The sequence below is a fragment of the Roseateles sp. FW301-B2 genome (assembly GCF_058788955.1).
Genome location: NZ_JBYTBE010000002.1, coordinates 39,798 through 54,281, shown reverse-complemented (window position 1 = coordinate 54,281; position 14,484 = coordinate 39,798). Strand labels below are relative to the sequence as shown.

General features: G+C 69.0%; 11 protein-coding genes. 3 read left to right on the top strand and 8 right to left on the bottom strand.

Annotation, left to right across the window (positions count from 1 at the left end; genetic code table 11):
• Positions 1–54 precede the first annotated feature (54 nt).
• Positions 55–1,434: a formimidoylglutamate deiminase gene (locus tag AC3WQY_RS02395; protein ID WP_285231179.1), complete on the top strand. Its 1,380-nt coding sequence runs from the start codon at positions 55–57 to the stop codon at positions 1,432–1,434.
• 77 nt (positions 1,435–1,511) lie between these two features.
• Complete coding sequence (locus AC3WQY_RS02390) at positions 1,512–3,068, top strand: methyl-accepting chemotaxis protein (RefSeq protein ID WP_492705470.1); 1,557 nt, start codon at positions 1,512–1,514, stop codon at positions 3,066–3,068.
• Positions 3,069–3,078: 10 nt separating this feature from the next.
• On the opposite strand, the gene AC3WQY_RS02385 is transcribed toward AC3WQY_RS02390, so the two are convergent.
• The 3 genes from AC3WQY_RS02385 to AC3WQY_RS02375 form a co-directional block, all read right to left on the bottom strand.
• The gene (locus AC3WQY_RS02385) at positions 3,079–4,752 is read right to left on the bottom strand and encodes a GGDEF domain-containing protein (protein ID WP_492705468.1); all 1,674 of its coding nucleotides are present in this window, start codon (positions 4,750–4,752) and stop codon (positions 3,079–3,081) included.
• Positions 4,753–4,800: 48 nt separating this feature from the next.
• Positions 4,801–6,480 carry a GGDEF domain-containing protein gene (locus AC3WQY_RS02380; protein WP_492705466.1) on the bottom strand — a complete coding sequence of 560 codons (1,680 nt, stop codon included), beginning with the start codon at positions 6,478–6,480 and terminating at the stop codon, positions 4,801–4,803.
• Positions 6,481–6,620: 140 nt separating this feature from the next.
• Positions 6,621–8,123 carry a S10 family peptidase gene (locus AC3WQY_RS02375; protein WP_492705464.1) on the bottom strand — a complete coding sequence of 501 codons (1,503 nt, stop codon included), beginning with the start codon at positions 8,121–8,123 and terminating at the stop codon, positions 6,621–6,623.
• Between the two features lie 34 nt (positions 8,124–8,157).
• On the opposite strand from AC3WQY_RS02375, the gene AC3WQY_RS02370 reads away from it, so the two are divergent.
• Positions 8,158–9,000 carry a DUF429 domain-containing protein gene (locus AC3WQY_RS02370; RefSeq protein ID WP_492705462.1) on the top strand — a complete coding sequence of 281 codons (843 nt, stop codon included), beginning with the start codon at positions 8,158–8,160 and terminating at the stop codon, positions 8,998–9,000.
• 10 nt (positions 9,001–9,010) lie between these two features.
• On the opposite strand, the gene rocF is transcribed toward AC3WQY_RS02370, so the two are convergent.
• From rocF to AC3WQY_RS02345, 5 genes are all read right to left on the bottom strand, one after another.
• Complete coding sequence (gene rocF, locus AC3WQY_RS02365) at positions 9,011–9,931, bottom strand: arginase (RefSeq protein WP_285231185.1); 921 nt, start codon at positions 9,929–9,931, stop codon at positions 9,011–9,013.
• A 13-nt stretch (positions 9,932–9,944) separates the two neighbouring features.
• A complete protein-coding gene (locus tag AC3WQY_RS02360) occupies positions 9,945–10,829 on the bottom strand; it encodes an LOG family protein (protein WP_492705459.1) in 885 nt (294 codons plus the stop codon).
• Positions 10,830–10,881: 52 nt separating this feature from the next.
• Positions 10,882–11,655: a HesA/MoeB/ThiF family protein gene (locus AC3WQY_RS02355; RefSeq protein WP_285231187.1), complete on the bottom strand. Its 774-nt coding sequence runs from the start codon at positions 11,653–11,655 to the stop codon at positions 10,882–10,884.
• 86 nt (positions 11,656–11,741) lie between these two features.
• Positions 11,742–13,178 (bottom strand): S41 family peptidase, encoded by a 1,437-nt coding sequence (locus AC3WQY_RS02350; RefSeq protein WP_285231188.1) that lies wholly within the window; start codon positions 13,176–13,178, stop codon positions 11,742–11,744.
• Positions 13,179–13,372: 194 nt separating this feature from the next.
• Entirely contained in the window at positions 13,373–14,467 is a 1,095-nt protein-coding gene (locus tag AC3WQY_RS02345) for an ABC transporter ATP-binding protein (RefSeq protein ID WP_492705456.1), read from the bottom strand.
• Between the last annotated feature and the right edge of the window lie 17 nt (positions 14,468–14,484).

The following is a 14,484-nucleotide window of genomic DNA, read 5'->3' as shown; positions in this document are numbered from 1 at the left end:
CGAAGGGGCGAACTCCCGCTTGGCGGGACAGCGCGCAGCGCGAAGGGTGCCCCAATGAGCCGCCTCTACTTTGCCCGGCAGGCCTGGGTGGGCGGCGGCTGGCAGCGCGATGTGCTCCTGCGCGTGGATGGGCGCGGCCATTGGGCCGAGATCCTGCCGGGCCAGCTGAAGCCGGTGGCGGCCGAGGAGCTGCCCGGCCCGGTGATCCCCAGCCTGGTCGATGCCCACAGCCATGCCTTCCAGCGCGCCATGGCCGGCCTGGCCGAACGGCGCGAGGCGGGCGAGGATGATTTCTGGTCCTGGCGCGACCGCATGTATGGCCTGGCCCTGCAGCTGAACCCGGCGCAACTGCAGGCGATCGCGGCCCAGCTCTATCTGGAGCTGCTGCGCGGCGGCTATACCCAGGTCTGCGAGTTCCACTATCTGCAGCACCAGCCCGACGGCTCGCCCTATGCCGACGAGCTGGCGATGAGCTGGGCCCTGGCCGATGCCGCCGAGCAGGTAGGCCTGGGCCTGACCCTGCTGCCGGTGCTGTACGCCCGCTCCGGCTTCGGCAAGCCGGGGCTGCGCGAGGACCAACGCCGCTTTGCCACCGATGCCGCCTGGGTCTGGCGTGCCAGCCAGCGTGTGCAGGCGGCCGGCCGGCCGCTCGTCAGCGCCGGCGTGGCCCTGCATTCGCTGCGCGCCGCCAACACCGAGGACATCCGCGCCCTGCAGGCCCTGGTGGGCGATGCCGATCTGCCCATCCACATCCACATCAGCGAGCAGCAGCAGGAGCTGCGCGACTGCCTGGCCGCCACCGGCCAGCGCCCCATGCAATGGCTGTGCAATGAATTCAAGCCCGATGCGCGCTGGCATCTGGTGCATGCCACGCACAGCACGCCCGCGGAGATTGCCCAGGTGGCCGCGAGCGGTGCCAGCGCGGTGATCTGCCCCGGCACCGAGGGCAATCTGGGCGATGGCCTGTGCGACCTGAGCGGCTGGCTGGACGCCGGCGTGCCGATCAGCATGGGCTCGGACAGCCACGTCACGCGCGCCTGGGTGGAGGAGCTGCGCTGGCTGGAATATGGCCAGCGCCTCGGCCTGCAGCAGCGCAATGTGGCGGCCGCGCCGGGCCGCGGCGAACCCGCCACCGCGGCGCGCCTGTTCGAGGCCTGCGTGCGCGGCAGCGCCGCCCCGGCCGGTTTCAAGCAATGGGGGCTGGAGCCCGGCGCGCGCGCTGACTTCCTGGTGCTGGACACGCGCTGCTCGGGCCTGCTGGGCGTGCCGGCCGCGGCACGGCTGGACGCGCTGGTGTTCGCCAGCCAGGGCGAGGCGCTGCGCGAGGTCTATGTGGCGGGCGAATGCCGGCTGCGCGAGGGTCAGCATCCGGCCCAGGCAGGGGTGGCGGCGGCGTTTGAGGCGAGCATGAAGGAACTCTGGGGCAAGGACTGACCCCCTAGAATTCCTGGTAGGGCCAGGGGTTTCACTGCTACGCTTAGCGCTCAAATGCCAGTCGCTGGGGGTATGCCATGCTTGACCTGCGCAACTACACGATCCGGGCTCGTCTGTATCTGCTGGCCGGCCTGGCCATCGTCACCATGCTCATCATCGGCGGCAACGGGCTTTACAGCCTGGCCCAGGCGCGCGCCGACTTCACCCACTATGTGGACAACGACGTCGAATCGCTGGCCCAGCTCGCCACGGTGCGCGCCGGCGTCGGCAATCTGCGCCGCTACGAGAAAGACCTGCTGATCAATCTGGTCGACACCAAGGCGGTGGAGAAATACCGCGGCGAATGGGAGCACAGCTACCAGACCGTGGCCAAGGGCCTGGACGTGATCGAGCAGCTCAATATCGCGCCGCAGGCCAAGAAGATGCCGCCCGAGCTGCGCAAGTCCCTGGCCGACTACCGCAGCGGCCTGCAGTCCATCATCGAGCGCGTGCTGAAGGGCGAGTTCCCCGACACCGCGAGCGCCAACCGCGCCACCGAGCCGATCAAGGGGCCGGTGCGCGCGATGGATGCGCAGCTGGCCGAGATGACCAAGCTGATCACCGAGCATGGCGACGAGGAGGTCAAGCGCCTGGACGCGAAGGAGCACAGCATCCGCTTCTCGCTCAGCGCCGTGATCCTGGTGGGCGTGCTGGCGATCGGCACCTACACCTTCTTCAATATCCGTTCCATCCTGGCGCCGCTGACGCATGCGGTGGAGAGCTCGGAGCGCATGGCGCGCCAGGATCTGAGCCAGCGCATCCAGGTGCAGGGGCGCGACGAGACCGCCGCGATGATGCGCGGCGTGCAGGGCATGCAGACGGCGATACGCGAGGTGGTGTCGGGTGTGCGCAGCGCCACCGACAGCATTGCCACTGCCTCGGCCGAGGTGGCCACCGGCAGCCATGACCTCAGCCACCGCACCGAGCAGGCGGCCTCCAATCTGGAGGAGACGGCCTCGGCGATGGAGCAGCTCACCGCCAGCGTGAAGCACAACGCCGAATCGGCCGGGCAGGCGAACCGCTTGGCCAGCGAGGCGGCCGAGGTGGCGCAGCGCGGCGGCGCGGTGGTCAGCGATGTGGTGGCCACGATGGACCGCATCAGCGCCTCCTCGCGCAAGATCAGCGACATCATCTCGGTGATCGACGGCATTGCCTTCCAGACCAGTATCCTGGCGCTCAACGCGGCCGTCGAGGCGGCGCGCGCCGGCGAGCAGGGGCGCGGCTTTGCGGTGGTGGCCAGCGAGGTGCGCAGCCTGGCGCAGCGCAGCGCCGAGGCGGCCAAGGAGATCAAGGGCCTGATCACCAGCAGCACCGAGAGCGTGGAGGCCGGCGCGGCCCTGGTCGCGCGTGCCGGCGAGACCATGCAGGACATCATGAGCTCGATCGGCCGCGTCAGCCATATCGTCGGCGAGATCAGCCATGCCACCGCCGAGCAGAGCTCGGGCATCAACCAGATCGGCATGGCGATCAGCCAGCTCGATCAGATGACGCAGCAGAACGCCGCGCTGGTGGAGCAATCGGCGGCGGCGGCGCAGAGCCTGCAGCAGCAGGCCGACGAGCTGGCGCAGACGGTGGCGGTGTTCAAGCTGGCCTAGGGCCTGGACCCTAGAGAATCTCCACGCGGTTGCGGCCGGCGCGCTTGGCGGCATAGAGGGCGTGGTCGGCGCGGTCCACCAGCAGCTTGGCCTGCTCGGGCGGCGCGCCGCCGGTCAGGCCCAGGCTGATCGTCACCGCCAGGCCCGGTGCCAGGTCTTGCCAGGAATGCGCGGAGATCGCCACGCGCAGGCGCTCGCAGATGTCCTGGGCCTGCAGCAGCGGCAGGCCCACCAGGGCGATCATGAATTCCTCGCCGCCGACGCGCGCCAGCAGGTCTGCGCTGCGCGTGTTGTAGCGCAGCACCCCGGCAAGCTGGCGCAGCACCTCGTCGCCCACGCCGTGGCCGTGGCGGTCGTTGATGTCCTTGAAGTGATCGACGTCCAGCATCGCCAGGCAGATCACGCTGTGCTCCTGGCGGGCGCGCTCCAGCAGCACCGGCAGGGCGAACTCGGCATGGCGGCGGTTGTGCAGGCCGGTCAGCACGTCCTCATGGGCGGCGCGTCCCCATTCGGCGGCCTGGTGGCGCAGCCGCTCCTGCTCGCGCTCCAGCCGGGTGGCGCGCTCGCGCTCGCGCCGCGCGTCCACCAGCGCGTGCTCGGCGCGCGCATGGGCCTGCTCGACGTCCTGACGTATCAGCATCACCTCGGTCTGCAGCGCCATGGTCTCGCGCGCGATCTGGCGCTCCAGTTCGGCATGCTGCTCCAGATAGGCCAGCGCGGCCTCGAAGTCGCGCCCCGCCTTGCTGGCCTCGTAGAGCGCATGGATGAGCTTGCGGCGCAGCGCCGGTGGCAGATGCTCGCGCCGCTGCGCCAGTATCAGCATCAGGCTGGCCACGCAGGCCTGGTGCTGGCCGCGCAACATCAGCAGCCAGGCGCGCTGCATCTGCGCCTGCAGCTCCAGCGCCAGATAGCCGTGGCGGTGGGCGAGGGCCTGGTATTCGTCGATCAGGGCCACGCTGTCCTCGTGATCGGCCATGCCCAGCATGGCTTCGACCAGATTCGACAGCGCCACCGTGACCTGGAACTCGCTGCGCGAGGCGCGCGCCTGCGCACTGGCCTGCTCGGCAAGCGCACGGGCCTGGCTCAGGGCCTCGGGCAGCAGCTTGGCCTCGCTGGCGCCGTTGTGGGCCTCGGCCGCGAGCTGCAGCCAGAAGTAGGCGAGGTTGTTGAGGCAGGAGAAGCTCAGCTCGCCATCGCCCAGCGGCGTGGCTACCTCGAGCGCCTGCTGGGTGCTTTCGCGCGCCTGGGCGATGTTGTCCATGCTGCCATAGGCCACGCCCAGGCGGTTCAGCGCCCAGGCCTCCTGCACGCGGTTGCCGGCGCGGCGCGCCGCCTTGAGGGCATGCAGGGCGGCGTCCAGGGCATCGCGCCCCATCAGCAACTGGGCATAGACATAGGACAGCGAGGTCTGGGCCTCGGCCACCAGCCGGGGTTCGTCCATGTGCTGGCACAGCGCCACCGCCTCGCTGGCGCAGCGCACGCTGTCCTGCAGATTGCCCAGGCGCGGGTAATGGTGCGCCAGCAGGGCCAGCACGCGCGCCCGTGCGGTGTCGTCATGGCATAGGGGCAGGGCCTGCTGCAGCGCCGCAACGGCATCGACGTAGTCGCCCCGCAAGGCGTGCTGCGCGGCGGCGCCAAGCAAGGCATCGAAGTCGGGGTGGCTGGTTTGGCGGAGGGATCCCATGTCGGCGCAGGCTGCTGCCGCCCAGCATCGGGCAGCGGCCCGCCCGCGTCAAGCCGCTGTGGGGACTTCGCGACCGGCCGTCCCGGCATCGGCCAGGCTCACGCGCACCTGGTTGCGCCCGGCATGCTTGGCGGCGTAGAGGGCCTGGTCGGCACGCTCCAGCAGCCGGCCATGTTCCTCGGCGGTCTTGGCGCAGGCCAGGCCGATGCTGACGCTCACCGTCAGCTCGGGCGCCAGCGCCTCCCAGTCGTGCCCGGCAATCGCGCTGCGCATGCGCTCGCAGATCTCGCGCGCCTTAGCCAGCGGCGCCCCCAGCAGCGCGACGACGAATTCCTCGCCGCCGATGCGCGCCATCAGATCGGCGCTGCGCACGCTGGTGCGCAGGTGCTGGGCCACGGCGCGCAAGACCTGGTCGCCCATGGCGTGGCCATAGCGGTCGTTGATCTGCTTGAAGTGATCGAGGTCCAGCATCGCCAGGCTGAGCGGCTGGCCCTGGCTGATGGCGCGCTGGCTCAGCACCGGCAGGGCCTGGTCGGCGTGGCGGCGGTTGAAGAGGCCGGTGAGCACGTCCTCCACGGCAATGCGGCCCAGCTCGGCGGCCTGGCTGCTGAGGGCCTCGTGCTCGTGCAGCAGGCGCTCGGCGCGTTCGCGCTCGCGCTCGGCATCGCGGCTGGCGACGTCGGCGCGCGCCTGGGCCTGCGCCACTTCCTCGCGTATCAGCAGGGCCTTGCTGTGCAGGGCCAGCTTGTCCCGGGCCCAGCGGCGGTCCAGCTCGGCCAGCTGCTCGAGGCATTGCAGGGCCTCGTAGTAATCGCCTCGCTGCTTGTGCAGGCCGACCAGCATGTGCACGGCGCGACGCTTGAGCTTGGGCGGCATGCGATCCAGATCGGCCGCCAGCAGGCTGCGCAGGATGGCGATCGCGCGCCCCGCCTGATCGCCCAGCTGCAGTAGCCGCGCGCGTTGCAACTGGGCGTGCAGCACCAGCCAGGCAAAACGATGTTCCTGCGCCAGTGGCAGGTACTCGTCGATCAGGGCCGCGGCCGTGTCGAGCTCGCTGCCGGAGAGCAGGGCATCGACGCGATTCGCCAGCGCCGCCGCCCGCCAGTGCACATTGCCCGAGGCGCGGGCCAGCTGGCAGGCCTGCTCGGTCAGCTGCAGGGCCCGCAAGGCATGACCCTGGGCGCGCGCGTCCTGATGTTCCAGCAGGGCCTCGTGCTCGGCCAGGCTGGCAAAGCAGCAGAGGTTGTTGATGGCCGCGAAGTGCAGCTCGGCCAGCTCCTGGCGCTGCGCGATCTCGAGCGATTGGGTGGTCGAGGTCTGGGCCTGCTGCAGATCGCCCAGGGCTTCGTAGGCCAGGCCGATGCGGTTCAGTGCCCAGGCCTCCAGCTCCGAATTGCCGGCCTCGCGGGCGCTGTGCAGGGCGCGCAGGCCGGCCTGCAGGGCCTCCTGGCCCATGCGCAGCATGGCGTAGCAGAAGGAGAGCGCGCAATGCGCCGTCGCCAGGCCGGCCAGCCCGCTGGGCAGGCGCTCGAACAGTTGCACCGCCTCATGCGCCGCGCGCAGCCCCTGCTGGCTCTGGCCCAGGCGCGGGTAGTTGACGGCCAGGCGGTTCAGCAACTGGCCGCGCAGGCGCGGGTGCTCGGGGGCGAGCTCGGCCAGCAGGTCTTCCAGCAGGGCGACAGCCTGCGCATGCTGGCCCGCGGCCATCATGGCGTCGGCTGTGGCCATGCCGGCCTTTGCTGCGCTGCTGTCTGACTCCACGCCGCCAACCCCCTTGCCCGGATCTGCGTCCGGGCCGGATCAGCTTCCACCCGCGGCCGAGCAGCGTCAAGCCCGGGAAAACCTTGGCCTTGCCTTCAGCCCAAGCCTCAGCCCTGGCCGACGAAGGCGCGCAGTTCGCCGGCCATGCGGGCCAGCGAAGGCTGGTGGATGTACATCATGTGGCCGCCCTCGAAATAGCTGACCCGGATGCGGTCCTGCAGGCTGTGGTGCAGGCCCAGGTGGCTGAGCGTGTAGTCGCCCGCCGCATGCGGGGTGGCGAGGTCGTAGTAGCCGCTGGCCACGTAGACGCGCATGTCCGGGTTGGCGTGCAGGGCGCGCCGCAGGCTGTCGCCAGCGGCGATGTATTTGTTCTCGAAGCCCTTCCAGGACCAGGTCTTCCACAGCGGCGCATGCACGAGATAGGGGCTGTCGCTGCGGTAGTCGAGCTTCTCCACCAGCAGGCGGTTGATGCCGGAGGCATAGGCGCCGATCAGCTGGTTCATGCTGGCGTCTTCCTCCGGATGCTCGCCGGCATCGTCCTTGTCCAGGCCGAGGAAGCGCGAGTCCAGCCGGCCCACGGTCTGGCCGCGCGCGCGCAGCAGCTCCTTGAAGAAGCGGAATTCGTCCACGCGCAGCCGGCAGCGCAGCACGAACTCGATGCAGAGGCCGCTGTACATCGCCACCTGCTCGGCAATGTGCTGGCGCTCGGCCTCGGGCAGGCGCGAGCCCTGCATCAGGGCCAGCGTGTAGTCGCCGTTGGCGAAGGCCTCGGCCGCCGCCACCACCTCCTTCAGGGGCTTGTTCTGCAGCGTCGGCCGCAACGCCTGGTGGTACCAGGCGGTGGCCGCGTAGGTGGGCAGGTAGAGCGGGTAGGGCAGGTCGTTGCCATGGTCGAAGCTGAGGGTCTGGAAGTCCATCGCCAGCGAGACCAGCATCAGCCCGTTCAGGTAGATGTCGTGCTTCTCTTGCAGATGGCGCGCCAGGCCGGCGGCGCGCGTGGTGCCGTAGCTTTCGCCGATCAGGTACTTGGGCGAGCCCCAGCGCTCGTTGCGCGTCACGTAGAGGCGGATGAATTCGCCCACCGAATCCAGGTCGCGCTGGTAGTCGTGGAACTCGGCCGGTTTCTCGCCCTCGGCGACGCGCGAGTGGCCGGTGCCGACCGGGTCGATGAAGACCAGATCGGAGTCGGTCAGCAGGCTGTACTCGTTGTCGGTGAGCTGGTGCGGCGGTGCGCCGCAGTGGCCCTTGTCGTCGCAGGGCACGCGTTGCGGCCCCAGCAGCCCGAGGTGCAGCCAGACGCTGCTGGAGCCGGGCCCGCCGTTGAAGCTGAAGGTGAGGGGGCGCTGCTGAGCATCCTTCTTGCCCGTCTTCAGCGTGTAGGCGATGAAGAACACCGTGGCGCGGGCCTTCTCGCCCTTGTAGCCTTCCTTGCCGTCGCCAGCCTTGGCTTCGCCCGCATCAGGTTCGCGCAACACCAGGGTGCCGCAGGTGGCGGTGTACTCGAGCGTCCTCTTGCCGATCTGCAGTTTGTGCTCGGTGCTGACGATGCGCTCCACGGGGGCGGGCTGGTCGCCGGGCTTGGGCTCGGTGCTGGCGGCGTCATTGGGCATGGAGTCTCCGGGGGGCGCGGCTAAAGTGCCAGCCATGCACTCTAGCGCTCAATCCACAGGCCTGCCGCTGATCGGGGTCGACTTCAGTAGTTCCCCCAGTAAGCGCAAGCCCATCACCCTGGCCCAGGGGCAGCTGCGGGGTCAGGTCTTGCTGTTGCAGGGCCTGCGCCTGTTCGACACCCTGGCCGGCCTGGGCGACGAGCTGGCGCGCCCCGAGCCCTGGGTCGGCGGCTTCGACTTTCCTTTCGGCCTGCCGCGCGAGCTGGTGCTGGCGCTGGGCTGGCCGACCGACTGGCTGGCGCTGATGCAGCATTACTGCGCCCTGCCACGCGCGCAGATCCGCGCGCAGTTCGCGGCCTTCTGCGCGGCGCGCCCCGTCGGCGGCAAGTTCGCGCACCGCGCCTGCGACCTGCCGGCCGGTTCCTCGCCCAGCATGAAATGGGTCAACCCGCCGGTCGCCTACATGCTGCATGCGGGCGTGCCGCTGCTGCTGCAGGCGGGGGCGCTGCTGCCGGGCCTGCATGCCGGTCTGCACTTTGGCGATAGGCGGCGCGTGGCGTTGGAGGCCTATCCGGGCCTGCTGGCGCGCGAGCTGCTGGGCCGGCGCAGCTACAAGAGCGACGAGCGCGCCAAGCAGACCGATGAGCGCCTGATCGCCCGCAAGGACCTGCTCGAGGCCCTGGAGCGGGGTCGCAGCCGGCTGGGCCTGCGCTTGAAGCTCAGCCATGCGCAACGCGACGAGCTGGTGGCGGACGCCAGCGGCGACAAGCTGGATGCCGTGCTGTGCCTGCTGCAGGCGGCCTGGGGCGCGCAGCGCGAGGGCTGGGGGCTGCCGGCGGGCATCGATCCGCTGGAGGGCTGGATCGTGTCGGCCTAGCCAGGCGACTTCACTTGCGCATGAGGGTGGACTTGCCGAACAAAGATTCGATCAGGTCCACCGCCAGCAGCGCGGTCTTGTTGCGTACGTCCAGCGCGGGGTTGAGTTCCATCACGTCCAGCGAGGCCATGCGCCCGGTGTCGGCAATCATTTCCATGCACAGCTGGGCCTCGCGGTAGGTGGGGCCGCCGGGGATGGTGGTGCCCACGCCGGGAGCGATCTCGGGGTCGAGGAAGTCGACGTCGAAGCTGACGTGCAGATGGGTGTTGGCGTCCAGCGTGGCGAGCGCCAGCTCCATGGTGTGGCGCATGCCCATCTCGTCGATGTAGCGCATGTCGAAGACCTCCAGGTCCTGCTCATGCACAAAGCGCTTCTCGCCCTCGTCGACGCTGCGGATGCCGATCTGGCGTACCCATTTGGGGCTGATGGCGGGCACATGGCCGCCGATCTCGATCAGCTCCTGGGGCCCGAAGCCGCACAGGCAGGCCACCGGCATGCCGTGGATATTGCCGCTGGGGGTGAGGGCGCTGGTGTTGAAGTCGGCATGCGCATCCAGCCACAGCACGCGCAGCTTCTTGCCGGCCTCGCGGCAGTGGCGCGCCACCGCGCTGATCGAGCCCAGGCCCAGGCAATGGTCGCCGCCCAGCAGGATGGGCAGGCGGCCCAGTTGCAGCTCGGCATAGACGGCCTCGTGCACGGCGCGGTTCCAGGCCGTCACCTCGGGCAGGTGGCGGTAGCCATTCACCGGCGGCTGCCAGGGGTTGTAGGGGCCGCTGAGGTTGCCGCGGTCCACCACCTCGACACCGTGGCCCTCCAGCGTCTGGGCCAGATTGGCCACGCGCATGGCCTCGGGGCCCATGCTGGCGCCGCGCGCGCCGGCGCCGATGTCGGTCGGGGCGCCGATGAGGGAGACGGATCGGAGGATGGTCATGATGGACTCTGGCTCAATCGTTGTGGTCGTGGTTGGGGTTCATGTCGTACTCGCGCTCGAGCAGGGCCCAGGCCTCCTCGGCGTTCTCGACATAATGGAAAAGTTGCTCGTCACCCGGGCTGATCATGCCGGTCTCGATCAGGTAGTCGAAATTGATCAGCTTGCTCCAGAACTCGCGCCCGAACATCAGGATGGGGCGGCGACGGCTCTTGCCGGTCTGCACCAGGGTCATGGTCTCGAACAGTTCGTCGAGCGTGCCGAAGCCGCCCGGGAAGCACACCAGCGCCACCGAGCGCATCAGGAAGTGCATCTTGCGCAGCGCGAAGTAGTGGAAGCGGAAGCACAGCTCGGGCGTGATGTAGGGGTTGGGCAGCTGCTCGTGCGGCAGCACGATGTTCAGGCCGATGCTCTTGCCGCCGACCTCGTGCGCGCCGCGGTTGCCCGCCTCCATGATGCCGGGGCCGCCGCCGGTGACCACATAGATGGGGTTGTGCCGATCGCTGGAGGCCTTGGTGACGAGCGAGGCAAAGCGGCGCGCTTCCTCGTAATAGCGGCTCATGGCCAGCTGCATCTCGGCGCGCTTGATGGCCGCGGCGTCGCCACCGGCCTTGGCGGCCTGCACGGCGGCCAGCGCGCTCTCGCGGTCGAGGATGCGGGCGCTGCCGAACATCACGATGGTGGAGTGGATGCCCTGCTCCTGCTGCACCAGCTCGGGCTTGAGCAGCTCCAGTTGCATGCGCACCGGGCGCAGCTCCTCGCGCAGCAGGAAGTCGGTGTCGGTGAAGGCCAGGCGGTAGGCGCTGTCCGGGCCTTCGTAATCCGGCGAGGGTTTGAGGTGCTTGGCTTCTTCCTTGGCGGTGGGGAAGTTGCGAGCGTGCAGTTTGTTGTGCTTTGACATGGCAATGTGGTCTGGCGGGGACTGTAAATCGTCCGATGGGAAATTTTGTTTCTTAGTTTGGCGAATCCGTGGCCAAAGATTGGCCGCCGCAACAGCTGCAGCCGGGATCGCGCTGCACCTGGATCTCGCTCCACTCCATGCGGCGCGCATCCAGCATCTGCAGCCGGCCGGCCAGGCTGCCGGGCAGGCCCATCAGCAGCTTCAACGCCTCGGCCGCCTGCATGCTGCCGATGATGCCCACCAGGGGGGCGAATACGCCCATGGTGGCGCAGCGCACCTCCTCGTAGGCGGCGTCGGGCGGGAACAGGCAGGCGTAGCAGGGCTGCCTGCCGTCGCGGCTGTCATAGACGCTGATCTGGCCGTCGAAGCCGATCGCCGCGCCCGCCACCAGCGGCCTGCCATGGCGCACGCAGGCGGCGTTCACCGCATGGCGGGTGGCGAAGTTGTCCGAGCAGTCCAGCACCACATCGGCCGTGGCCACCAACTCGTCGAGTTGGGCGGCATTGGCGCGAAGCTGCAGGGCCCGGACCTGCACCTCGGGATTGAGCTGGGCCAGCGTGCGTGCGGCCGAGGCCACCTTGGGCGTGCCCACGGCGTCGAGCCGGTGCACGATCTGGCGCTGCAGATTGGTCAGGTCCACGGTGTCGTGGTCCACCAGGGTCAGGCGGCCGACGCCGGCGGTGGCCAGGTAGAGCGCCACCGGCGAGCCCAGGCCGCCGGCACCGATCACCAGGGCATGCGAGTCGGCGAGCTTTTGCTGGCCTTCCACGCCGATTTCGTCCAGCAGGATATGCCGCGAGTAGCGCAGCAATTGTTCGTCATTCATGCGCCGAGCATACTGCGCCGCCAAGCACAACGGCCCGCAAAAAGGCCCGCGCTAGGCGGGCCGTTCGCGTGCGGGAAAGCGGTGCCTTATTCGCCCGGCTTGGCCTCGGCCTTGCGCTCCACCGCCGTCTTGGACACGGCCACCGGCCGGCCCTTGAGCTGGTTGAGCGCCTGCTGCAGCGGGAAGTCCTCGGCCGAGCCGAATTCGGGCAGGGGCTTGGGCGGCTCGTTCTTCTTGGCGAAGTCGGCCTCGAGCTTCTGGCGTGCTTCCTCGCGTGCCTTCTCGCGCGCCGCATCCTTCTCTTCGGCACCGTTGTTGAGGTGCTTCTCGAGATCGGCCTCGCGCATGCGCAGGGCGGCGAACACATTGCCCTCGGCGGTTTCGTCCAGCAGCACGTCGGGCACGATGCCCTTGGCCTGGATGGAGCGGCCGCTGGGCGTGTAGTAGCGCGCGGTGGTGATCTTCAGCGCGGTCTCAGGGCCCAGTTGGCGCACAGTCTGCACCGAGCCCTTGCCGAAGGTCTGGGCGCCCATCACGATGGCGCGCTTGTGGTCCTGCAGGGCACCGGCGACGATCTCGCTGGCCGAGGCCGAGCCTTCGTTGACCAGCACCACCAGGGGCACGTTCTTCAACGCGGCCGGCAGCTTGCGCAGCGGGTCGCTGCCGCCACGGCGCTGATAGAAGTCGGGGCTGGCCTTGAAGCTGGCCTTGGACTCGGCGATCTGGCCGTTCGTGCTGACCACTTCCACGCCTTGCTGCAGGAAGGCGGCGGAAATCGCCACCGAGGCTTCCAGCAGACCGCCGGGGTCGTTGCGCAGGTCCAGCACCAGACCCTTGAGATTGGGTTCGGCCTTGTAGATTTCTTCCAGCTTGCGCGCGAAGTCTTCCACCGTACGGTCCTGGAACTGGCTCACACGCAGCCAGGCATAGCCGGGTTCCACGACCTTGGAGCGCACGCTCTGCACGCGGATCTCTTCGCGCGTGATGGTGATGGGGAAGCTGCGGCTTTCGCTCTTGCGGTAAATCGTCAGCGAGACCTTGGTGTTGGGCTCCCCGCGCATGCGCTTGACGGCCTGATCCAGCGAGAGGCCCTTGACGGCCGTGTCGTCGATCTTGCTGATCAGGTCGCCGCTCTTGAGGCCGGCGCGGAAGGCGGGCGAGCCTTCGATCGGCGAGACGATCTTCACCAGACCGTCTTCCATGCCGATCTCGATGCCCACGCCGACGAACTTGCCGGTCGTGCCTTCACGGAATTCCTTGAAGCTCTTCTGGTCGAAGAACTGCGAGTGCGGATCCAGGCCGGAAACCATGCCCGAGATGGCATCGTTGATGAGTTTCTTCTCATCCACCGGCTCCACGTATTCGGCCTTCACCAGCCCGAATACCGCCGCCAGTTGCTGCATCTCTTCCAGGGGCAGCGGAGTGAGGCTGCTGCGGGCGTTCGCCTGCAACTGCATCGTGGTCAGCGCCCCGGCCACGGCGCCCAACGCTACCCAGCCTGCGACTTTCAGTTTGGCACCCATGATGCGAGTGTTTCCTATCGGTGAGATCCTGCACGACTGCAGTCTGCGCCCCCTGTGAGGCGGGCAGACCCTCTGCGAAACCAGTATATGCGCAGCCCTGCGCCGAATGCTTGGGTGTGAGCCCGGATTGGGGCACCAATTCCGGGGATCGCAGTGAACAAATAGACGAAACCGGGCCGGCCCGGCATCAGCCTTCAGTCCGCCGCCACGCCGGCCGGAATGCCGAAAGTCACGACATGGTCCACATGGGCGCGTATGCCTATCCATTCGCCCAGCTGATGGTCGTGGTGCGAGGGCACATGGGCCATCAGGCGTTCGCCGCTGGCCAGGCGCAGGGTGTAGAGGAACTCGGCGCCGCGGAAGATCTTGCGCTCGATCTGCGCCTTCACCGGCGCGAGGTCGTCGTGCACGATGTCGTCGGCGCGCAGCAGCACCTCGCAGGCGCCATCGGGATAGGCCGTCGGCAGCGGGCATTCGCCCGCATCGGTCAGCTCGCCCACGGCGGTCCGCACCAGCGGGCCGTCCGGCCCGGCAACGATGCGCGCCGGCGTGAACACGCCATGGCCGATGAAGTCCGCCACGAAGCGCGTGGCCGGGCGGTGGTAGACGGTGTAGGCCTCGTCCCATTGCTCCAGCCGGCCCTGGTGCATCACGCCCACCACGTCGCCGATCGCGAAGGCCTCGGCCTGGTCGTGCGTGACGAACAGGGCGGTGGTGCCGCTGGCGTGCAGGATGGCGCGCAGCTCCTGCGAGAGATGCTCGCGCAGGTCCACGTCCAGGCTGGAGAAGGGTTCGTCCAGCAGCATCAGGCGCGGTGCCGGCGCGAGCGCGCGTGCCAGCGCCACACGCTGCTGCTGGCCACCCGAGAGCTGGTGCGGCGCGCGCTTGGCCGCATGGGCCAGGCCCACCAGTTCCAGCATCTCGTGGACGCGCTGCTCGCGTTGCTGGCGCGGCAGACCTTGCAGGCCGAAGCCGATGTTCTGGGCAATGCTGAGGTGCGGGAACAGCGCGTAGTCCTGGAACACCATGCCGATGCGGCGCGCCTCGGGCGGCAGGTGCAGGCCGCTGCCGGCGTCGGCCAGGGTTTCGCCATCGATGCGGATGCGGCCGGCCTGCAGCCGTTCCAGCCCGGCGATGCTGCGCAAGAGCGAGGTCTTGCCGCAGCCCGAGGGGCCGATCAGCACGCCGATCTGTCCGCGCCCCAGCGCCAGGGTGACGGCATCGACCGCAGCACGGCGGCCATGGGAATTCGGGTAGCGCAGACCGACCTGGTCGAGGGCAAGAAACATGGTCCTATGATACCGGC